General features: G+C 70.5%; 21 protein-coding genes. 10 read left to right on the top strand and 11 right to left on the bottom strand.

Going from position 1 to position 21,140, the window contains the following annotated elements; all coding sequences use genetic code 11:
• Nucleotides 1–172: 172 nt before the first annotated feature.
• Entirely contained in the window at nucleotides 173–2,749 is a 2,577-nt protein-coding gene (locus tag ACFPL3_RS31030; RefSeq protein WP_379589829.1) for a helix-turn-helix transcriptional regulator, read from the top strand.
• 55 nt (nucleotides 2,750–2,804) lie between these two features.
• Here ACFPL3_RS31030 and ACFPL3_RS31035 read toward each other — a convergent pair whose 3' ends face one another.
• Genes ACFPL3_RS31035 through ACFPL3_RS31055 form a run of 5 tightly spaced genes read right to left on the bottom strand, consistent with a single transcriptional unit; the run spans nucleotide 2,805 to nucleotide 7,668 of the window.
• The gene (locus ACFPL3_RS31035) at nucleotides 2,805–3,851 is read right to left on the bottom strand and encodes a zinc-dependent alcohol dehydrogenase (protein ID WP_343942082.1); all 1,047 of its coding nucleotides are present in this window, start codon (nucleotides 3,849–3,851) and stop codon (nucleotides 2,805–2,807) included.
• Between the two features lie 18 nt (nucleotides 3,852–3,869).
• A complete protein-coding gene (locus ACFPL3_RS31040) occupies nucleotides 3,870–4,358 on the bottom strand; it encodes a 2,4'-dihydroxyacetophenone dioxygenase family protein (protein ID WP_343942083.1) in 489 nt (162 codons plus the stop codon).
• A 28-nt stretch (nucleotides 4,359–4,386) separates the two neighbouring features.
• Nucleotides 4,387–5,178, bottom strand: a complete 792-nt coding sequence (locus ACFPL3_RS31045; protein WP_343942084.1) for an enoyl-CoA hydratase-related protein — start codon at nucleotides 5,176–5,178, stop codon at nucleotides 4,387–4,389.
• Nucleotides 5,179–5,190: 12 nt separating this feature from the next.
• On the bottom strand, nucleotides 5,191–6,093 hold the full coding sequence (locus ACFPL3_RS31050; RefSeq protein WP_343942085.1) for an alpha/beta fold hydrolase: 903 nt from the start codon (nucleotides 6,091–6,093) through the stop codon (nucleotides 5,191–5,193).
• 21 nt (nucleotides 6,094–6,114) lie between these two features.
• Entirely contained in the window at nucleotides 6,115–7,668 is a 1,554-nt protein-coding gene (locus ACFPL3_RS31055; protein ID WP_343942086.1) for a class I adenylate-forming enzyme family protein, read from the bottom strand.
• 255 nt (nucleotides 7,669–7,923) lie between these two features.
• Between ACFPL3_RS31055 and ACFPL3_RS31060 the strand changes: the two genes are divergently transcribed.
• A complete protein-coding gene (locus ACFPL3_RS31060) occupies nucleotides 7,924–9,069 on the top strand; it encodes a PucR family transcriptional regulator (RefSeq protein WP_343942087.1) in 1,146 nt (381 codons plus the stop codon).
• 25 nt (nucleotides 9,070–9,094) lie between these two features.
• On the opposite strand, the gene ACFPL3_RS31065 is transcribed toward ACFPL3_RS31060, so the two are convergent.
• The 4 genes from ACFPL3_RS31065 to ACFPL3_RS31080 are packed head-to-tail and all read right to left on the bottom strand — an operon-like array spanning nucleotide 9,095 to nucleotide 12,416.
• Complete coding sequence (locus ACFPL3_RS31065; RefSeq protein ID WP_343942088.1) at nucleotides 9,095–10,447, bottom strand: MFS transporter; 1,353 nt, start codon at nucleotides 10,445–10,447, stop codon at nucleotides 9,095–9,097.
• A 55-nt stretch (nucleotides 10,448–10,502) separates the two neighbouring features.
• The gene (locus ACFPL3_RS31070) at nucleotides 10,503–11,480 is read right to left on the bottom strand and encodes a quinone oxidoreductase family protein (RefSeq protein ID WP_343942089.1); all 978 of its coding nucleotides are present in this window, start codon (nucleotides 11,478–11,480) and stop codon (nucleotides 10,503–10,505) included.
• Entirely contained in the window at nucleotides 11,477–11,992 is a 516-nt protein-coding gene (locus ACFPL3_RS31075; protein WP_343942090.1) for a VOC family protein, read from the bottom strand. Before ACFPL3_RS31075 ends, ACFPL3_RS31070 begins: the two co-directional genes overlap by 4 nt.
• A gap of 16 nt (nucleotides 11,993–12,008) precedes the next feature.
• Nucleotides 12,009–12,416, bottom strand: a complete 408-nt coding sequence (locus tag ACFPL3_RS31080; protein WP_343942091.1) for a YybH family protein — start codon at nucleotides 12,414–12,416, stop codon at nucleotides 12,009–12,011.
• A gap of 158 nt (nucleotides 12,417–12,574) precedes the next feature.
• Between ACFPL3_RS31080 and ACFPL3_RS31085 the strand changes: the two genes are divergently transcribed.
• On the top strand, nucleotides 12,575–13,555 hold the full coding sequence (locus ACFPL3_RS31085; protein WP_343942092.1) for an NADPH:quinone reductase: 981 nt from the start codon (nucleotides 12,575–12,577) through the stop codon (nucleotides 13,553–13,555).
• 147 nt (nucleotides 13,556–13,702) lie between these two features.
• On the opposite strand, the gene ACFPL3_RS31090 is transcribed toward ACFPL3_RS31085, so the two are convergent.
• Nucleotides 13,703–14,749 (bottom strand): NADP-dependent oxidoreductase, encoded by a 1,047-nt coding sequence (locus ACFPL3_RS31090; protein WP_343942093.1) that lies wholly within the window; start codon nucleotides 14,747–14,749, stop codon nucleotides 13,703–13,705.
• A gap of 275 nt (nucleotides 14,750–15,024) precedes the next feature.
• Between ACFPL3_RS31090 and ACFPL3_RS31095 the strand changes: the two genes are divergently transcribed.
• The 7 genes from ACFPL3_RS31095 to ACFPL3_RS31125 are packed head-to-tail and all read left to right on the top strand — an operon-like array spanning nucleotide 15,025 to nucleotide 20,458.
• Entirely contained in the window at nucleotides 15,025–15,507 is a 483-nt protein-coding gene (locus ACFPL3_RS31095; RefSeq protein ID WP_343942094.1) for a nuclear transport factor 2 family protein, read from the top strand.
• Nucleotides 15,504–15,962, top strand: a complete 459-nt coding sequence (locus ACFPL3_RS31100) for a DUF3237 domain-containing protein (protein ID WP_343942095.1) — start codon at nucleotides 15,504–15,506, stop codon at nucleotides 15,960–15,962. The genes ACFPL3_RS31095 and ACFPL3_RS31100 overlap by 4 nt, the downstream gene beginning before the upstream one ends.
• A gap of 52 nt (nucleotides 15,963–16,014) precedes the next feature.
• On the top strand, nucleotides 16,015–16,971 hold the full coding sequence (locus tag ACFPL3_RS31105) for an alpha/beta hydrolase (protein WP_343942096.1): 957 nt from the start codon (nucleotides 16,015–16,017) through the stop codon (nucleotides 16,969–16,971).
• A gap of 50 nt (nucleotides 16,972–17,021) precedes the next feature.
• Nucleotides 17,022–17,588, top strand: a complete 567-nt coding sequence (locus ACFPL3_RS31110) for a cupin domain-containing protein (RefSeq protein WP_343942097.1) — start codon at nucleotides 17,022–17,024, stop codon at nucleotides 17,586–17,588.
• 32 nt (nucleotides 17,589–17,620) lie between these two features.
• Nucleotides 17,621–19,099 (top strand): CoA-acylating methylmalonate-semialdehyde dehydrogenase, encoded by a 1,479-nt coding sequence (locus ACFPL3_RS31115; RefSeq protein WP_379589836.1) that lies wholly within the window; start codon nucleotides 17,621–17,623, stop codon nucleotides 19,097–19,099.
• 21 nt (nucleotides 19,100–19,120) lie between these two features.
• On the top strand, nucleotides 19,121–19,546 hold the full coding sequence (locus tag ACFPL3_RS31120) for a VOC family protein (RefSeq protein ID WP_343942099.1): 426 nt from the start codon (nucleotides 19,121–19,123) through the stop codon (nucleotides 19,544–19,546).
• A gap of 45 nt (nucleotides 19,547–19,591) precedes the next feature.
• Nucleotides 19,592–20,458, top strand: coding sequence for a mycofactocin-coupled SDR family oxidoreductase (locus ACFPL3_RS31125; RefSeq protein WP_343942100.1), 867 nt, complete (start codon nucleotides 19,592–19,594; stop codon nucleotides 20,456–20,458).
• Nucleotides 20,459–20,473: 15 nt separating this feature from the next.
• Here the strand turns inward: ACFPL3_RS31125 and ACFPL3_RS31130 are convergent, their stop codons facing one another.
• A complete protein-coding gene (locus ACFPL3_RS31130) occupies nucleotides 20,474–21,136 on the bottom strand; it encodes a TetR/AcrR family transcriptional regulator (protein ID WP_343942101.1) in 663 nt (220 codons plus the stop codon).
• Nucleotides 21,137–21,140: the final 4 nt, after the last annotated feature.

Raw genomic sequence — 21,140 nt, forward strand, 5'->3', positions numbered from 1 at the left:
GATCGGCCTTCACCAACGGCCGGAACGCTAGGAGCGCGGGGATGGGCACCGCGTCGGGAATCGCTACCCATCTCAGCGCTGCGCCGTTACCCATTCCGGAGGCGTGCGGCTGCCCGGATTTGCCGCCTTCGGCCGAGTCCGGCCCAGGCGCGCCCCGCGTACGTTGCAGGTCATGCCCCTGCTGGAGCGGGACGAGGCGCTCGCCGACTTGCACGCGGCACTCGGTTCGGCGCGGCGCGGTCAGGGGCGCGTCGCGCTCGTCAGCGGCGGCGCCGGGCTCGGCAAGACGTCGGTGGTGCGGGCGTTCCTGGCCGGGCTGGACGCCGGCGTCGCGGTCCGCGAGGGCGCCTGCGACGACCTGCTGACCCCGCGCCCGCTGGGCCCGATCCACGATCTCAGCCGCCAGGCCGGGCCGGCGCTGGCCCGCGCGCTCGCCGGCGACGACGTGCACGCCGTGTTCACCGCGCTGCTCGACGAGCTCGCGGGCGGTGCGGTGACCGTGGTCGTGGTGGAGGACGTGCACTGGGCCGACGACGCGAGCCTCGACGCGCTGGCGTTCGTGGCCCGCCGCATCGAGCGGCTGCCCGCGCTGCTGCTGCTCACCTACCGCGACGACGACGTGCCCGCGGAGGCGCCGCTGCACCGCGTGCTGGGCGGGCTGCGCGCCCCGTCCGCGGTGCGGATCGCGCTCGCGCCGCTCTCACCCGACGCCGTGGTGCAGCTCGCGGGGCAGGAGGAAGCGGGACGGCGGCTGTACGCCTCGACCGGGGGCAACCCGTTCTTCGTCACCGAGCTGCTCGCCGCCGAGCACGAGGGCACCCCCGCCTCGGTGAGCCACGCGGTGATGGCGCGGGTGGCGCGGCTGCCGAGGCCCACCCGCGAGCTGCTCGACCTGCTCGCGGTCGTCCCCGCCCGCACGGAGGCGGCGTTGCTCGACGGCCTGTGCCCGGGGTGGCCGGAGCGGGCGGCGATCGCCGAGGAGCGTGGCGTGGTCGGGTGGCAGGGCGGCGGGCTGGCCTTCCGCCACGAACTGGCGAGGCGGGCGGTCGAGGAGGCGTTGCCCGCGTCCCGGGCGCGCGGGCTGCACGCCCGCGTGCTGGCGGCGCTGCAGGCCGCAGGCGCGGACCCGGCCCGGCTGGTCCACCACGCCGACCGCGCCGCCGACCTCGACACGCTCGTCGCGGTCGCGCCGCTCGCCGCACGGGCGGCCGCCGCCGCGGGCGCGCACCGCGAGGCCACGGCGCACTACCGCCGGGCGCTGGAGCTGGGCGACCGCTACTCCGACGCCGAGCGGGCCGAGCTGCTGGAGGCGTTCACGGTCGAGGCGTCGACCACGTGCCGCATCGGCGAGGCGCTGCGGGCCGCGGAGCGGGCACTCGAGCTGCGCGAGGCGCGCGGCGAGGCGTCGGGGATCGGGCGCAACCTGCGCCGGCTCTCCCAGCTGTACTGGTACGCGGGGCGCCGCGAGGACATGGAGCGCCGGCTCGCCGCCGCGCTCGAGGTGCTGGAGGGGCAACCGCCCGGCCCGGAGCACGCGATGGCCTACAGCGACCTGGCGATGCGCATCGGGCTCTACGGCGGACGGCGCGAGGAGGCCGAACGCACTGCTGCCCGCGCCGTCGCCCTCGTCGAGCGGTGCGACGACCCGGTCGCGCTCGGTCACGTGCAGGGCCGCATCGGGTTGATGCGCGCGACGCTCGACGGCGACGACACCCTGCTGCGGGACTGCCTGCGCCGCGCGCGGACGACCGGGTCGCACTTCGACGCCGGGTTCGCCTACGAGGGGCTCGCTGCGGGCGCCGCCCTGCGCCGCGACCGGGCGGCCACCCGCCGGTGGATCGCCGAGGGCATCGACTACCTGCGGCCCCGCGACATCCTGGGCCCGCTGCAGTACCTGCGCGGGCTGCAGGCGGCGCAGGAGCTCGCCGACGGGGACTGGGCGGGCGCGCAGCGGTCCGCCGCGTGGGTGCTGGCCCAGCCGGAGGGACGGGGGATCACCGGGATCCACGCGCTGGTCACCGACGCCCTCCTGCAGCTGCGCCGCGGCCGCGTCCCGGAGGCCGTGTCCACGTTGGACGAGCTGTGGACCGTGGCGGCGACGTGCGGGATGGTGCAGCACGTCGCGCCGGCGGCCTGCGCGCTGGCCGAGCACGCCGAGCTGACCGGCGAGTGGGACGGCGCCGTCGAGCCGCTGCGGGAGGCCAGGGCGCTCGCACAGCGGCTGGGGCTCGCCGGGGTGGCGACCGAGCTCGGGTTCTGGTTGTGCCGGGCGGAGGCCCTCGACCCGGCCGAGCTCGGCGCCCTCGACCCGGGCGACCCGTACGCGCTGGCCGCGGCGGGGGAGTGGCGCGCCGCGGCGGCCGTGTGGGAACGGTGGGGACGTCCGTTCGAACGCGCACGCGCCCTCGCCGCCGTCGACGACCAGCAGGCGCTGCTCGCCGCCCTCGACGTCGCCTGCGACCTCGGCGCCGAGCCGCTGGCGGCCCGGGCGCGGGCGCGGCTGCGCGACCTGGGCGTGCGGCGGGTCCCGCGTGGTCCGCGGCCGGCCACCCGGGCCAACCCGGCCGGCCTCACCGCCCGCCAGCTCGAGGTGCTGGCACTGCTGCGCGAGGGCCTGACCGACGCCGAGATCGCCCAGCGGCTCGTGCTGTCGGTGAAGACGGTGAACCACCACGTCAGCGCGGTGCTCGACAAGCTCGGGGTGGACAACCGCCGCGACGCGGTGCGCGTCGCCGCGGGTTCCGGCTGAAGCCGGGGACGGTTTCCGGGGACGCACCCCCCACGTCAGCTCCAGCGTTCGGGTGTCACGTGGGCCCAACTGCGAGAAGCACCTTCATGGGGGCGTCGGCGGCGCGCGCTTCGCGGAAGGCTGCAGCGGCGTCGTCGAGCGGGAAGACCGCCACCGGCAACCGGTCCAGGCCGAGCGGGTCGTCCGGGAGGAGCGCGACGGCCTCGGCGAGGTCGTCGCGGGTGTAGACCCGAGAACCGAGCAAGCGCTGCTCGCCGAAACACATGGCTCTCAGGTCGAGGGCTGCCGGCTGTCCGTAGACGGCCACCAGCACGATCGTGCCGGTCTCGCGAGCCGCGACGCTCAGCATACCGGCGACGTCGGGATGTCCTGCCGCGTCGAAGACGACGTCCGCTCCCTCCGATGCGTTGGTGGAGCGGAACCACGCGACGGGGTCGACGCCGTCGGGGACCGTCTCGAAGCCGCAGTCGGCAACCGTCTTCCGGCGGCTCGCCTTCCGTTCGACGAGGACCGTCCGGGCGGCACCGGCCTCGCGGGCGACCAGCGCGACGAGGATGCCGATGGGGCCTGCGCCGACGACGAGCACCGACTCGCCTCCCCGCAGCTGCGCTCGCGCCACCGCGTGCACCGCGACGGCGAGGGGCTCCGCCCATGCGGCGCGCCGAACCGGCACCCCGGGCTGCACCGGGACGACCCGGTCCGCCGGCACCGCCATGTGGTCGGCGAGCCCGCCCGCCGCGTCGATCCCGAACAGTTCGAGCTCGCGGCACACGTGTGATGACTGGTGGCGGCAGGCCCAGCAACGGCCGCAGCTGATGAGCGGCTCGACCACCGCCCGGGTCCCGACGGGCGGCCCGCCCGGGCCCGTCCGCACGACGGTCCCGACGATCTCGTGGCCGAGCACCAGGGGGGCGGCCGCCCGGGGGTGCTTCCCCGCGACGATGGACAGGTCCGTTCCGCAGATGCCGCCGTACTCCACCCCCAGGAGCAACCATCCGTCCGGGACGTGCGGATGCGGGACGTCGCGCACGTCGACGCGTCCCGGACCGGTCCAGACAGCGGCACGCATGGTGACGTCCCGCGACACGGCTTCCGTCGCCATGGTCGGAGCTCCTCGGGGTCAGCGCCGGAACTGGTCGACGTAGTCGGCGCCCAGGCCGTTCGCCGCGTAGTGGGCGCGGCACATGTCCAACTTGGTGAAGGCGTCCTCGTAGCCGATCTGGCGGCCGTCCTCGTCCAGGTAGATCATCGCGCCGCTGATGTTGAAGAAGGTGATCATCTCCTGGCAGTGGTCGGGGACCCGCAGGGTGTGGATCTCACCCGGCGGCTCGTAGACGAACCCCCCGGTGCGAGCCGTCCAGTCGTGCTCGTCGTACTTCCACTCGCCCGCGATGACGTATCCCACGACGATGCCGGGATGCCGGTGGCGGGAGACGATGCCCGACCTGGTCACCTTGAGCAGGTTGCACCACTGGCCGGTCACGGTGTTGATGAACAGCGGGCGGAAGAAGACGCCCGGGGCCTGCGGGACCCACACCCGGTCGTCGTCCGGGAGCGCGTCGACGGCGATCTCCAGCGGGATGTCGGTCGAGACGGCGATCTGCTGCATCTGCGGTTCCTTCTCTCTTGCCCGGTCGCTAGTACCTGTCGGAGCCGACGGCCCCGGGGAACACGGGTTCGGTGCCCTCGCGCACGGCACGGATCCCGGCCTCGGCGTCCGGCAGCGTCGCGCTGTGGGCCTCGACGTAGAGCGAGTGCTCGAAGATGCCCATGTTGTGCAGGTACCAGTCGTTCAACGCGGCCTTGGTGCCCTGGATGGCGAACTGCGGCCCCGTGGCGAGCCGCACCGCGATCTCGTTCGCGGTCGACATCAGGTCCTCGTGGGGGACGCACCTGCCCACCAGCCCGATCTCGGCCGCTTCCCGACCGGTGATCCGGTTGCCGAGCAGGAGGTGGTACTTCGAGCGGGCCATGCCGATCGCGAGGGGCCACACGAGGGCGGCGTGGTCGCCCGCCGCGAGACCCAGTCTGACGTGGCCGTCGATGAGCAACGCCCGCTCGCTGGCGATCGAGATGTCCGCGAGCAGGGCGATCGCCAGGCCTCCGCCGACCGCGACCCCGTTGATGGCGGAGACGATCGGCTTGCGGCACGCGATCATGCTGCGCACCAAGGTGCGCCCGTCGCGGGTGTCGACGGGGAGGGGCCCGTTGCCCTCCTTGATGTCACCCCCCGCGCAGAAGGCGCGTCCCGCGCCGGTGATCAGGGCGACGTTCATCTCCGGGTCGGAGTCGAACTCACGCCAGATGCGGCCCTGTTCGGCGTGCCCGATCTCGCCGGACGCGTTCAGCTTCTCGGGGCGGTTCATGGTGATGCGGAGGACCCGATCCGCCCCCGCCTCCACCTGGAGGAACTCGTAATCGCTGTACATCTGCTGCTCCTGTCATCGTGGTCGGGCCGCGGCCGCGGCGATCGTGTCGGCGAACACGTCGGGTGCCTCCACGGGTACGAAGTGCCCGACGCCGTCCACGGGCACCACCGTCACGTCCGCGTAGAAGGCGTCGAGCCGGTCGGCCCACGCGCGGGGGAAGAGCGGGTCGTGCTCGGGCCACAGGAACGTCGTCGGGACGGCGATCCGGTCGGCGGGGTCCGGCTCGGTCTCGGCGAGCGCGCGGGCGACCATTCCGACCGCCGCGCGGTACCAGCCGATCGACGCGACGAACGCCCCGGGAGCGCCGTAGACGGCGGCGAGGTGGTCGAGCCGCTGGTCGTCGACGGTGTGGTCCGGGCCGGACCAGTGGGACCAGAAGTGCTTCAGGTAGGCGCGGGCGCGCCCCACGTCGCCGTCGATCAGCTCGCGGGCGAGCTCCAGCTGGTGGAACGGCTGGTACCAGAACTCGCGCATCGGACGCTCGTCGAGGACCCGCCGCCCCACGCCCGGAGCCGGCGGGGCGACCACCAGGGCGCGCACCAGGTCCGGCCGGTCGAGGGCGAGCTGCTGGCCGACCCGGCTGCCGATGTCGTAACCGCCGACCACGGCCTGCGAGACCCCCAGCTCGTCGAGCAGCCCGGCCACGCCGCGCGCCTGTGCGGGGGCGCCGTAGTACGCGGCGGGATCCCGGTCGTGCTTGTCGGACTGCCCGAAGCCACGCAGGTCCGGTACGACGACGTCATGCCCGGCGCCGGCGAGCCGTTCGGCCACCGCCGCGTGGTCGGTCCGGTCACCCGGCCAGCCGTGCAGCAGCAGGACGGGGGGTCCGGCAGCGTCGCCCTGCCGGTCGTAGGCGAGCCGGAAGTCGTCGACCGGCTGGGACAACGGCGGGGACAACAGCGGGGACAACAACATCGGTGCTCCTGATCCCGGCCGTCAGATCTGCCGGTCGACGCCACGCCAGTACGGCTCGCGCACGCGGTTCTTGAGGACCTTCCCGTTGGGGCTGCGCGGAAGCTCTCCGACGATGTCGATGCGCTTCGGAGCCCGGATGCCGCCCAGCCGCTCGCGGCACCAGGCGACGAGCTCCTCCGGAGTGGCCTCGGCCCCCGGACGCAGCTCGACCACACCGGTCACCGCCTCACCCCAGTCCGGATGCGGGATGCCGACGACGGCGCAGTCACCCACCGCGGGGTGGCCCCACAGGACCTGCTCCACCTCGCTCGGGTACACGTTGAACCCGCCCGAGATGACCAGGTCCTTCTTCCGGTCGGTGATGTAGAGGTAGCCGTCGCCGTCGAGGTGGCCGATGTCGCCGGTGTGCAGCCAGCCGTCGACCACCGTTTCCGCCGTCTGCTCGGGCTGGGCGTGGTAGCCCGCCATGACCGTGTCCCCGCGCACGCAGATCTCGCCCGCGGTACCGCGGGGCACGGCGTTGCCCTCGTCGTCGCGGATCTCGAAGGAGAGGAGCGGGGTCGGCCGGCCGCAGGAGGCGAGCCGCGTCTCGTCGAGGCGCCCGTCGGGACCGAAGAGCTCCGCGCACCGCATCAGCGCGATGGTTCCCGGGGACTCCGTCTGGCCGTACGCGGCCGTCATCACGGGCCCGAAGACGTCGATGGCCTGCCTGAGCCGCTCGACCGACATCGGCGCGGAGGCGTAGATCAGGTAGCGCAGCGACGAGAAGTCGCGTTCCTGGCCCTCGAGGTGGTCGAGCCAGCGGTAGATCACCGTCGGGGGCAGGAACATCTCGGTGACGCCGTACTGCTCGACCACGTCGGCGAGCACCGTGTGGTCGGCCTTCTCCAGGACCACGACCGTGCCGCCCCGTGCCGTCGCCGGCAGGCTCAGCAGCCCGCTGGTGTGCGTCATCGGCGCCGCGGCGAGGTTGACGATCGGCTGCTGGGCCTCGTAGTTGAGCAGCATCAGCAGGTGAGCGGTGGACGTGTGGAAGTTGCGATGGGTGCTCATCACCCCCTTGGGCCTGCCCGTCGTCCCGCCGGTCGGCGGGATCGCGACGACGTCGTCGATCGCGGTGCGCACGGCCGGGGGTTCGGCGGGGTGGGCGGCGCACCAGCGGTGCAGTTCGGGGGCGTCCGCCATGTCCTGGTCGAGGCACACGGCCAGCCGGAATCCGGGCGACCGGTCCCGGAGCGACTCCACCACACCTGCCATCGACGAGTGGTAGAAGATCGCCTCGCAGTCGAAGGCGGCGGCGAGCTCGGCCGTCTCCTCCTGCGGCATGGCGGGGTTCAGCGGCACCCAGACCATCCCGGCCCGCCAGCTGCCGATCACGCAGATCCACGCCTCGGGGTGGTTCGGCGACAGGACGGCGACCTTCGAGCCGGGCTCCAGTGCGGCGCTCAACCCCTGGGCCACCCGGCAGGACAAGCCGTACGCCTCGCGGTAGGTCCACCGGCGGCCGTCCATGATGTAGGCCGGGCCGTCCGGGTTCTGGCGGAACCCACGATCGAAGAACTCGGTGATCCTCACTCCCCGTGTCCCCCCGCCGTGCCGGCGTCGCCGACGCGGGGCGGTGTGCACGGCGATACGAGGTGTGTCGCGATGTCGGCGACGCTGCTCATCAGCCGGCTCCTCTCGTCGACCTGGTGCTTCAACGGCTCGATGGTTCAGCGCGGCCGCCCCCGCTTCTACGGCGAGCGCCCCAACCGTCGGCGGCCGCGATTGGAGGCCGCTACAACGTCTGGCACAATGCGGTGGTAGGAGGCGTAATTGGAACCATCAGCATTGCGCGGCGATGCCGCCGGGCAATCGTTTCGCGACAGCGTGGCGAGGCTGATGGACGACGTCGACGAGCTCGTCGTGCGGACCGTTGCCAACGGCGACGAGCAACGGCCGCCGTACGCGGTGGTTCCGCGCAGTGCCATCGAGGCGTCGGTCCGGATGAACCTGGAGACCGTCCGGAACTCACTCCTCGCCGGGTCGCCCGTCGTCGACGACCGCGACGTCGAGGCCCTGACCATCCGGGTCGACGAGCGCCTCGGGCAGGGGCTGCGGGTCGAGGACGGGATCCAGGGTTGGCGCCAGTCCATCGGCGTCATCCAGGAACGATTCATCGAGATCGCGGCCGAAAATGGCGTCGACGCGACCGAGGTGCTCGAATCCGTTCGCGTGCTCTGGCAACTGAGCGACCTGATGGCCAATCAGATGACCACGCTCTTCCGGAGCAGGCAGCTCACAGGCGCGCTGCGGAATTCCCAGCTGCGCGCGGAATTCCTGGAGAGGGTCCTCGCCGGAGGACTCCCGGTTCCCGAGGTGCGCGCGCGAGGGGAAGAGCTCGGCCTGGACACCACGGTCGACTACCTCGCGGTGAAGGCGGGCACCGCGCCGGGCGCGTCGGTGGAGGCCCTGCGACGTCGCCTGGAAACGCGGGCGACCGACCTGGTCGTGGTCGCCGACGGATACTGCTTCGGGCTGCTGTCCGGTCCCCTCGGCGTGCTGGCACCCGAGGACGTCGTCGCACTCGGCCCCGCGACACCGCTGCCCGAGGTCGCGGGCTCGTTCGAGCTCGCCACCCGCATCTACGACTGGATGGGACGGCACGGCGTCCGCGGCCGGCGCCGGATCGAGGACATCGGCTGGCTGCTCGCAGTGGATCGGGACGACGCCGTCACCTCGCTCCTGCTGCGCCGCTACCGCGCGCCGCTCGACGCGATGGGCGAGTTCGGTGCGCTCATCTGGCGCAGCATCCGCGCCTACGTGGATGCGGACAAGAACGTGGCGCGCGCGGCCGAGGCACTGGTCGTCCACCAGAACACCCTCCGCTACCGGCTGGCGCGCTTCACGGAGATCACCGGGGCGAACCTGGATTCCACGACGACCTTGCTCGAAGTGGCCTGGGCGCTCGCCGCGGAGCCGGACGAGACGACATGACCCGCCCGGTCCCCGCCGCCCGCCGTCACGGCTGAGCGTCGGCGGCCCCCACGGCGACCGGCTGGTTCATGGCGGCGGCCCCGTGCGCCCGGGCCGTGCGCCCGACGATCGCCGCGGCACACCACGCGGACAGCAGCGCGACCACCGACAGGCCGATGCCGAGCAACGTCGGGCCGTTCGGCGCCGTCGAGACGAGCGTGGCGACGAACGGCGTCACACCGCCGACGACCACCCCGAGCTGCATGCCCAGCGACAGACCCGAATAGCTGACCTTCGTGGCGAACGCCTCGGCGAGCATCACGGGGTAGACCCCCGTGATGACGGCCCAGCCGATCCCGAAGAGCAGCAGGTAGGCGGCGAGCACGAGCACCGCGGAGCCAGTCGCGATCATGGGCAGGAAGAACAAGGAGGTGACCGCGATGAACAGCGCGCCCGCGAGGTACGTGGGCAGCCGCCCGAGCCGGTCGGACAGCGCGCCCGCGGCGGGGACGAGGGCGAGGTGCAGCACGCCGCTGAGGATGATCCCGAGCAGCGGCAGCGCAGCCGGCACGTCGTGCTCGCGGGCGTACGCCAGGCTGTAGACGACGGCGATGTACGACGCCACCGCCTGGCCGGCCTGTACGCCGCCGGCGAGCAGGATCTGGGTCGGGTGGGTGCGGATGACGTCGAGGATCGGGGACGCCGACACCTGGGCGTTCGCCTTGTTCCGCTCGAAGTCCGGGGTCTCGGCCAGTCCGAACCTGACCAGGAGTCCGATGAGGACCAGGAGGCCGCCCGCCCAGAACGGGATCCGCCAGCCCCACGTCTGCACGGCGGCGGGGTCCATGGTGGTGCTGACGGCGAGGAACGCGAGGTTGCCGAGGACCAGGCCGAAGGACACACCCACCCCGGGCAGTGACGCGAACAGCCCCCGGCGCCCCGCGGACGCGTGCTCGGCGACGAGGAGGACCGCCCCGGGTTGTTCGCCGCCGAAGGCGAACCCCTGCGCGAGCCGGAGCAGGACGAGCAGCACCGCTCCCCAGTGACCGATCGAGTCGTATCCGGGCAGGCAGCCGATCAGCACGGTCGACACGCCCATGATGAGCATCGTCGTGACGAGGACGTTCTTGCGCCCCAGCCGGTCACCGAAGTGGCCGAAGACGGCGCCGCCGAGCGGGCGGGCGAGGAAGCCCACTCCGAAGGTGGCGAACGACGCCAGCACACCCACCGTCGGATCGGCGGAGGGGAAGAAGACCGGTCCGAAGACCAGGGCCGCAGCCAGCCCGTAGATGGCGAAGTCGTAGTACTCGAGCAACGTCCCGCCCAAGCCGGCGGCGGCCGCACGCCGCGTCTGCTTCAGGCTGGGGGAGGGGAGTGCCCGCCGCTGATCTGCGGTCATGACCGTACTCCTTCGTACGAGCGGGTAGGGGTTGCGAGGACGGGCCCCGGACGTGCTACTCGGCGCCGACCCGGATGACGACCTTCCCGACGGCCGTGCCGGTGGACGGGGAGGCCTGGGCTTCCTCGGTTTGCGTCCAGGGGACGACCCGCGCGATGACCGGGCGGAGTTGCGTGAGGTCCAGGTTCCGGACCTGCTGGTAGAGCGCGGCCAGCTCGGCCGGGGTGCGGGTGCGGAACGTCACCCCGCGGAGGGTGAGCTGCTTCAGCGAGAACGCCTCCAGATCCGCCGTCGCCTCCGCGCCCGCCGCCCGCCCGACGTTGACGATCCGCCCGTTGACCGCCGCCGCGGCGACGAGGTCGGGGAAGTAGCACCCACCGACGTGGTCCACGGCGACGTCAGCGCCCGTCCCGCCGGTCGCGTCGAGAACCCGTTCGGCGAAGCCGGGCCCCGAGCTGTGGAGGACGAGGTCGGCACCGAGGCGGTGGAGGACGTCGTCCGCGCGGTCCGATCGCGCCACGGCGATGATCCGGCCGGCCCCGAGGTGCCGCGCGAGCTGTACCGCCTGCAGACCCATGCCCGAGGTGGCCCCGGTGACGACGACGCCCTCGCCGGCGCGCAGGCCCCCGGCCGCGGTGAACGCGCTGCACCCGGTCAGCAGACCGACGATCCCCGCCGCGCCCTCCTCGTCGGACCACGCCGGCGGGACGGGGACGGTGAACCGCGCGTCGGCGACCACCTGCTCCGCGAGGCTGCCGGGCACCATGGCCATCACCCGGTCACCGACCTGCACGCCGCTGACACCGTCCCCGACCTCGGTCACCTCGCCGGCACCGTCCAGGCCCGCCACCCACGCAGCGCCGTCCGCGGGGGGCGTGCCGTACCCGCCCTGCGGCACGACCCGGTCGGCGTAGTTGACCGAGACGGCGCGGACGGAGATCCGGACCTGCCCGTGGCCGAGCTCCGGCTCCGGGACGTCGCCGAGGGCGAGCGTCGCGCCGTCGGTGCGGCGGTGGATCAACACCGCCTTCATCGCGCCGTCCCGGTGACCTCGGACAACAGGGCCGCCATGTCGCGAACGGGTTCGATTCCGTCCCAGCCCTCGGCGGCATCGGCGATCGCGTCGAACAGCGCCCTCTTGTCGGCCCCCCGCTCGGAGATCTCGATCGCGGTGCCGTCGGGGGCCCCACGGTCGAAGTAGGCGAACCGGCTGTCGGGCCTGCCGGGGAGCGACGTGCCGCGGTGGAGCTCGACGTACCCGCGGGCCAGGGCGGCCTCCACCCCGGCGTCGAAGTGCTCGGTCCAGAAGGCGACGTGGTGCAGGCCCTCGCCGAACCGCCCGACGAACGTGTGGAGGAACGACGGCGAGTCGTCGCGGAGTTGGACCAGCTCGATCTGCACGCCACCGGACTGCGCCAGCGCGCCGTTCCCCTCGAGGTAGTAGAAGGGCCCGACGCCCGGGCCGTCGAGCCAGTGGCGCATGGCCGCGCGGATGTCCGTGACGACGTACCCGAGTTGCCGAACGGGTCCGAAGGGCGGGGTCATGGGTCTCCTCAGCTGGTCAGATGATCGGGCGCACGAGTCGGTGGGTGAGCATCCACCGTCCGTCCGGCCCGCGGCGCACCGTGTCGGTGAACTCGCCGACGCTCAGCCGTCCACCGGAACGGACGGTCAGCACCTTGGAGCGGCAGGTCGCCGTGTCCGGCCCCGCCGGCTGGACGGTCATGCTGGACAGGTGGTGGCTCAACGCGGGATCGGCCGCGTTCTCGAGCGTGTCGACGAGCTCCGCCAGGCTGTGGATGTGCGTCTTCCCGGGGTTCTCGTACTCGACGTCGTCGGCCAGCAGCTCGCCCAGCCGTGCGGCGCGGTCACCGCCGGCGCTGTCGAAGGCGAACGCGATCTCGGCGACCAGGTGCTGGATGGCGATGATCTCGCGCTCGGTGACGACCGGGTCTCGGGTGGTGTGCATCGGTCACTCCTGTGGACCTCGGGGCCGGGGTGACGCCGCTCGCGCATCTCCGGCTATGACGGCGCTCACTCTCCGTCACCCGGGCACGCCGGGGTATGGCGGTGCCACCAACCCTGCCGGGACGAGGTTGTGTCTCGCTCCAACCGGTCCCGGGGACCATGGACGGGGTGAGAGCAGCGATCTACCGGAAGACCGGGCCGGCCCGGGACGTCCTCGAACTCGTCGAGCTGGACGTGCCCGACCCCCGGGCGGGAGAGGTGCGCGTCGCGATCTCGGCCTCCGGCGTGAATCACACGGACTGGAAGGCCCGAACCGGACTCACCGGCCGCGCCCCCGACGATTTCCAGGTGCCCCACCACGACGGCGCCGGCCGGGTCGACGCGATCGGCCCGGGGGTCACCGGGCTCGCCGTCGGCCAGCGCGTGTGGCTCTACCTCGCCGCAGCCGACAACCCGTACGGTACGGCCGCGGAATTCGCGGTGGTTCCGGCGCACAAGGTGGTGCCGCTCCCCGACAACGCGTCGGACGAGCTCGGCGCCGGCCTGGGGGTGCCCGCGCTGACGGCGGCGTACTGCCTCGGCGGCGACCCCAGCGCGGTACAGGGGCGGACGGTTCTCGTCGCGGGGGGCGCGGGAGCCGTCGGGCACTTCGCGATCGAGCTGGCGAAGCACGCGGGGGCCCACGTGATCACCACGGTCAGCTCCGAGGAGAAGGGCGAGCTGGCGCGTGCCGCAGGCGCCGACCTCGTGCTGAACTACCGCGAGGAGAACGTCGCGGAACGGATCCTGACGTCCGCCGGACGCGTCGATCGCATCGTCGAGGTCGCGCTGGGGGCGAACATCGACACCGACGCCGCCGTCCTCGCCCCCAACGCCGTGATCGCCGTGTACGCCGGGGAGTCCGAGCAGCCCAGGATCCCGATCCTGCCGTTGGCGGTGGCGAACTCGTCGATCCAGTTCGCGCTGATGTACACGGTCTCGGCAGCCGAGTTCGCGCGGGTGGTGTCCTGGACGAACGCCGCGATCGAGGCGGACGCGCTGTCCGCGCTGCCCTTCTCCGACTACGGCCTCAGCGACGTGGTCGCCGCGCAGGAGGCCGTGGAGAAGGGTGCGATCGGGAAGGTGCTCGTCCGTCCTTGAGCGCGGCACCGAGCAGGTCGGCAACGCCCGCTGACGGTGCCGCGCTGATCGAGCGCCGCGGCCGACAGGCGTGTTGCGCTCGGGCGGGGCAGCTCGACCCACAAGGCCATGCCGGCCTTCGGCGTGGACCGCAACTCACTCGCCACCTCACACCACGAGGGAGGGGGACGCGACCTTGACGACTGTTTTCCCTCGGGTCTTGCCGGACAATGCCTGATTGAGTGTGTCGCGGGCGTTTTCCAAGCCGTCGACGACGGTTTCCTCGTAGGACAACGAGCCCACCTGCAACGCGGTAGCGAGCTTCCCGATGATTTCGCCATAACGCGCGACGTGGTCGGTGACGATGAACCCCTGCAGGGTGGTTCGCTGCATCAGCAACTGGTTCACATTTCGCAGACCCAGCTGGTCGCCGTGGTCGTTGTAGTCGTCGTACTCGGATATCAGACCGCACAGCGTTATCCGTGCTCCGACGTTCAGTCGGCTCAGTACGTGATCCATGATCGGGCCGCCCACGTTCTCGAAGTCGACGTCGATGCCGTGGGGAGTTGCGTCGTCGAGCGACTCGCGCCAGTCGTGCGAGTGTCGGTCCACGCACGCGTCGAAGCCGAGTTCCGCCACGAGGCGGCGGCACTTCTCAGTGCCGCCCGCGATGCCGACCACCCGAGCGCCACGTTGCTTCGCCAGCTGGCCGGCGATAGAACCGACAGCTCCGGCAGCGGCAGAAACCACGAACGTCTCTCCCGGTCGGGGATCGCCCAGTTCCACACCGATGAAGGCTGAAATGCCAGTGTGTCCCAGCACTCCGAGGAACGCGGACAGCGGCGCCGGCAACGGGTCCGGAAGGACCGTAAAAGGAATTTCGAGAACGGAATCGTCAGCAACGCAGTACTCTTGCCAGCCGGTGAAGCCGAGCACGAAGGCGCCGACCGGAAGATCCGCTCGCCGACTTTCGACGACCTGCCCCACGCCGAGACCCCGCATGACCGCGCCGAGCTCGACCGGCGCGATGTAGGACCGAATCTGGCTCATCCACACGCGATTCGTGGGATCGAGCGAGAGGTAGAGGGTGCGGATCAACGCCTGCCCGTCGGCGATCTCGGCAACGGTCTCCTCGCTCCACTCGAGATCCCCCTCGCCCACACGGCCCTGAGGCCTGTTGCGCAAGCGGAAGAGTCGGTTGACGGGCGATTTCATGATCGACCCCCGTTGGTCGCGAGCAGTGACATGGGTGGTCGGACACGCGGCGCGTGCGCTGCAGCGAGGGTGTCCGCAAGCCTGTCAGCAGGCTAGACCGGACGTCGATAGTCGTCAACACAGTGTCGACACCGGTGTCGACCTCGCCTTCCGTGCCTGGACCGGGCAGAACGCCGCAGAAGAGTCGACAGCGTGTTGACTACTGCCGACACCTCGTGCACTGTGGGCTGGGACACCGGCTGAGACATCAGTCGACGAGGACATGGAGGCGGTGTATGAGCGCGCAGGCGGACAACCGGGCGACGGTGGAACGCTTCTGGAAAGCTCTCGAGGAGGGCCCACCTCGCGGTGCGGCCCTGGAGGCCTGGAAGGACACCTTCGCCGAAGACAGCGTCTGGGAGATGCCCTTCGCGCCCGAGCCGCTGGCCAAGAGCGTGCCGGGCCGGCACCTCATCGGACATTTCGTCGACTGGTTCTTCGAGTCGGTACCGGACCTGCGCATCGACTCGCTGACGGTGCACGAGACCACCGACCCGGAGCTCTTCGTCCTCGAGCTGCACGGCACGGCGACGGTGTCGCAGAACGGCAAGACCTACGCGAATACCTATTGCACGCACATGCGGATCCGGGACGGCAGGATCGTCCTGTTCCGCGAGTACTTCAATCCGGATGTCGTCCTCGAGGCGTTCGGGTACGACGAGATCGCCAAGGGCATGTCGTCCGTTCTTGCCGCTGCTGGAGTGGAGGTCGGTCGGTGAAGTTGGAACCGGAGTTCAGCTACACCGCAGAGCTGGCCGAACCTCAGGTCGTCGGCCCAGGCCCTTACGGCCTACGTCAGGTTCTCGCCGTCACGGGAGGCAAGGTCACCGGCAAGCGACTCAGCGGGACAGCGGCCCCCGGTGGCGGCGACTGGCTGCTGGCCGGGGACGACGGCTTCGGCCGACTCGACGTACGCGCGCAGTTCTACACCGACGACGGCGCGGTCATCTACATGAGCTACCAGGGTCTGGTCCAGGTGACCGAAGCAGCCGCAGGCGCACTCGGTGGAGGCGCAACGGGCACCGACTTCGGCGACCACTACTTCGTCACCACCCCCCGCCTGGAATGCGGAGACCCCAGGTACTCCTGGGTCAACCAGAGCATCTTCGTAGGACAGGGCCGCATCCAGCCGGGGCCGATCGTCGAGTTCCAGGTCTTCCGGGTCGACGCATGACGCCCGCCGGCCGTTCCGGCGGATCCCTCCCGTTCCGGGGGTGAGGGGTCGCATGAGCGTGCTGCATGCGCAGGTCGAGCAGCTGTTGCGTTCTGCGTCCACGCGCCCGGCTCCGCAGCCGTGGGAGATGCCGATCGCTGCCTACCGGCAAGCCGGCGAGAACTTGAGGGCATTGTCAGGCCCCGTTGACGAACGCTGCACGGTCGACGATTTCACGATTCCAGTTCGCGAGGGGGTGGTCGCGGCACGGCGCTACCGCCCTCCCGCAGCCGGATCCACCCTGCTCCCGGGCGTTGTCTACCTGCACGGCGGGGGTTTCGTGCGCGGGAGCCTGGACACCCACGATCGACTCTGCCGAGAGGTCTGCGTGCAGGGCGGGCTCATCGTGGTTTCCGTCGCGTACCGACTAGCACCAGAAAGCCGGTATCCGGCTGCTCACGACGACGCCGGTGACGCATTCACCTGGGTGAGCGAGCATGCGGATGCGTCAGGCATCGACGGAGGTTCTCTCGCGGTCGCCGGTGACTCCTCAGGAGGTGCGCTGGCGGCGGGCATTGCCCTCGCCTCGCGAGGGCACGGCCCGCCGGTCAAGGCGCAAGGTCTGCTGTGTCCCGCTCTCGATGCCACCATGAGCAGCGACTCGGTGGACCGGTACGCGGACGGTCCGTTCCTCACCCGGGCCGCGCTCGAATGGTCGTACGACCTGTACGTCCCGGACGCCGATGATCGTCGATCGAACCTCGCCTCGCCGTTGCTGACCCGGGATCTCACGGGTGCTCCACCTGCCGTCATCGTCAGCGGTCAGATCGATCCCGTCGCCGACGATGCCCGCCGGTACGGCGAGATGCTCGCGGCGGCGGGAATTGAAGTCCGAAGCCATGAGTACAAGGGAATGCCGCACAGCTTCCCGCTACTGGCGGGAGTGCTGGACGATGGCGGTCACGCCATCACGGTATTCGCGCGAGGACTCTCCGACCTGCTCCGACAAGTCCGTACGCCCGTACCTTGATCTCGAACACGTACACGGCGCCACACACACAAGGACGAACGAGGACCGACATGACCACTGCATCAGAAGCCGACCAGATCCAGCCGTCGACCTCTCGCGACGGAGAAAGCTATGTCTCGCACCGTGACGAGATCCACTTCAATATGACCGGCGATTTCATGACGGGTGTGGACTTCTGGATCCACGCGACCGGCGAGACCACCAACGGCCAGCTGATCGTCATCGAGACGAATTGGGTCCGCGGTACCGAACCCGTCTGGCACATCCACCACCGCGAAGAGGAGGGCTTCTTCGTGATGGACGGCGAAATCAAGATCCACACCGAAGCCGGTTCGTACAGCGCCAAGCAGGGCCAGTTCGTGTGGGGGCGCAAGGATCAGCGGCACACGTATGAGGTGGTCGGTGACGAAGCTCGGATCCTCGTGGTGTTCGTGCCCGGACCCGACAGCAAGGGTTTCGAGCCCAACGGCGGAATCGACAAGTACTTCTACGAGGCCCGCGACCGGGAGCTCCGGACGCCCGAGCAGCTGCAGGCAGAGGTCGAGAACCTGAAGGTCAACTACGGGTTGGAGATGTTCCCGGACCTTCCGCACCCGCGTGACCAGAAGGGCGAGTAGCGGTGAGCATCGACGCATCCCTCGACACCACCGTGCCGCACTGGATCGCCGGCGGCGCGGTGCCCCCGACGAACGGTCCGCGAGCCGACATCCGTGATCCGGCTACCGGGCGGGTGGTCAGGACCGTCGTGCTGGGCGGTGCTGATGCCGTCGAGGAGGCTGTGGCCGACGCGCGGACCGCCGCGGAGGGCTGGGCCGCCACCCCCGCCCCGGCACGCGCATCGGTGCTCCACCGGTTCCGCGCTCTGATGATCGAGCACACGGACGAGTTGGCGTCACTCATCACATCCGAACAGGGCAAGACGATCGCAGATGCCCGGGGAGAGATAGCCCGCTCCGTCGAAGCCGTCGACGTGTCGCTCTCGGTGGTGCAGCAGCTCAAGGGGGAGTACGCCGACCAGGTCGCCAACGGCGTCGACACGTACTCCTTCCGCCAGCCGCTCGGGGTGTGCGCCGGTATCACGCCGTTCAACTTCCCGGTCATGGTGCCGGTGTCGATGTTCACGGCCGCCATCGCCTGTGGGAACGCGTTCGTGCTCAAGCCGAGTGAGCGGGTGCCGTCGGCGTCGGTCAGGTTGGCGCAGATGATGAGCGATGCCGGCCTGCCCGGCGGTGTGCTCAACGTCGTCCACGGCGGCTCGGAAGCGGTCGAGGCACTTCTCGATCACCGCGATGTCGCGGCGGTGTCGTTCGTCGGGTCCACCCGCGTCGCGCGCATGATCTACCGGCGCTCGGCCGAGACGGGCAAGAAGGTCCAGGCCCTCGGGGGCGCGAAGAACCACATGGTGGTGATGCCCGACGCCGACCTCGACGCCGCCGCCGATGCACTGGTGTCAGCGGCCTTCGGCGCCGCGGGCCAGCGGTGCATGGCCGTGACCGTCGCCGTCGCCGTCGGCGCGGCGGGAGAGGCTCTGGTCGCCAGGGTCGCCGAGCGCGCGAACGCGTTCACGGTGGGTCCGGGGGCCACGTCGGGTACCGACATGGGGCCGTTGATCTCGGAGGTCGCCCTCGATCGGGTCCGTGCGGCGCTGGAGGTCTCCGTCGAGCAAGGGGGCCGGCTGGTCGTCGACGGCCGCGAACGACCGGCACCCGGGCCTGGCTACTTCATCGGTCCCAGTCTCGTCGACCATGTCAGCGTCGAGAGCGACCTCTACCGCGAAGAGGTGTTCGGCCCCGTACTGAGCGTGCTGCGCGCCGGAGACCTCGAGCACGCCCTGCAGATCGTGAACGACAACCCCTACGGAAACGGCGCCGCCATCTTCACCAGGAGCGGTCCGGCCGCACGTCGGTTCACCCGGGGCGTACTGGCCGGAAGTGTGGGGGTCAACATCCCCATCCCCGTGCCGATCTCCTGGTTCGGCTTCGGCGGCTGGGGGGACTCCCGGTTCGGTGACGACGGGCTCAACTACGACGCATACCGCTTCTACACGAGGTCCAAAGTGGTCACACAGCGATGGACGGAGCCCACTCCGGGTCTTGCACCGCACTTCGTCGCGGCGGCAGGTCAGTAACTCGGCCGGCAAGGAGCCGTCATGCCCGAGAACAATCCCACCTCGCCTCCTCGACTTGATCATGTCGGAATACTGGTTCGCGATCTGGATTCTGCCGTCGCACACTGGTCCGGCCGGTTCAAGGTCGAGGTTGCTCGAAGGGTCGAGGCGCCGGCCATGAGCATCAGGGCGGCCTTCCTCAACGTGGCGGGGGCAGAGGTCGAACTGTACACCGTGCACGAGACGGATGTGCTTGATGCGGCTCTGAAAGGCGCATCGGCGAAGCTCGACCACGTAGCGCTACGGCTGCACGACGCCGATGGCCCGGAACTCGCCGGATGCGCTATCCGAGGGCCCGGTCGGCCGGATCCCATATTCGAGCCCATTGCGATGGGAGGCGCCACACATGTCTGGACCGAGCCTCCCGGGATCGATGTTCTTCTCCAACTGATCAGGCCCGGCGGGTAATCCGAAACCCAGACGTCAACGAAGTCACACAGAAGGAGGAGCGCAATGGGGCGCATGGAAGGCAAGGTCGCGCTGGTCACCGGCGCGGCTCGGGGTCAGGGGCGGGCACACGCGGTCCGCCTCGCCCAAGAAGGTGCAGACATCCTCGCGTTCGACTGCCCGGTCGACGGAAGGGTTCCCTACCCCGTTGGCACGGCGGACGATCTCGCGATCACGGTCAAAGAGGTCGAGGCACTCGGCCGGCGGATCATCGCGCGCGCTGGGGATGTCCGGGAGCAGTCCGCGCTGGACGAGTTGGTGGCTTCGGGCGTGCAGGCTTTCGGCGGGCTCGACGTCGCAGTGGCCAACGCCGGCATCTGGACCGTGCACCCCTTCGCGGATATTCCCGAGGACGAGTTCCTGGACGTTCTCAACGTCAACATCGTGGGAGTCTGGCGCACGCTGAAGGCGGTGACTCCTGCCATGAAGTCACGCGGCGGTGGGTCGGTGATCGTCACCTCGTCCGGCAACGGCGTCGAGGGATCTCCGCACTACGTCCACTACGTCGCATCGAAGCACGGCGTACTCGGCCTGGCGAAGAGTGCAGCGCTCGAGTTCGGCCAGTTCGGCATCCGGGTCAACTCGTTGCTTCCTGGTCCTACTGATACCCCCGCCCTCGACTGGCAAGGCGGCTACGATCTTTGCGCAGGGAAGGGGCCGGGCCAGGGCGTCAAGGAGGACTTGCAGGGCGCGAAGTACTGGTCGGTTCTCCGCGATGTGGGCCTGCTGCCGACGCGAGCCATGAGCGAGGCGGTCCTGTGGCTCGCATCCGACGAATCACGATGGACGACCGGCCTCGAGATGCTGGTCGACGGCGGCCACATGCTCATGCCGGGGCTGAACATGGCGAAGATCGCGTTGGACAACCAGTAGCGTCCGAGCAGGTGTTCAGCGGGGCTTCCATTCGCGACCGTAGACCGTCCGCAGCCAGATGGTGGTCATGGTTTCGACCATGTCGTCCAACGGGATGGCATTTTCGCTGCGCAAGCTCATCAACGAGAGGTTGCGTTCTCCCATCCACATCAACGCAGCTGCCAACGACCTGGCGGGCGGTCCGTCGATCGCCATGCCAGTGGCTCGGTCTCGCTCGATGCCTGCGGCCGCAGCGTCGATGAACCGACCGAGGATCGAGTCCCATTGCGCCTGCAAGGCCGGCTCGGCGGCAGCGGCGTCGGCTACTTCGCGCAGAACATGACCGTGCTGTTCCCACACCTGGATGACCTCGTTGACGGCCTGCTCGATCGCCGCCTCCGGCGGCATCCCGGTGGGACGCTCGAATATCAGGTGCGACGCTCGGAACACATCGGCGGTGACCCGCGAGAGCAGCGCGGACAGGACCTGCCACTTGGATTCGAAGTAGAAGTAGAACGACGACCGGGACAGCCCTGCACGCTCGGTGATGTCGTGAATCGAAATGTTGCGCAGAGGCATCGTGCGCAACAGGTCGTAAGCACCTTCGAGGAGGGCTTGCTCGCGCCTGTCACCCTTGATGTTTCGTCGGCCCACCCGCGCTTCCGCTGCGCTCAGGCCGAACGGGGAGTTGGTCGCCACAGGC

Source organism: Pseudonocardia zijingensis, assembly GCF_042657305.1.
Taxonomy (GTDB): domain Bacteria; phylum Actinomycetota; class Actinomycetes; order Mycobacteriales; family Pseudonocardiaceae; genus Pseudonocardia; species Pseudonocardia zijingensis.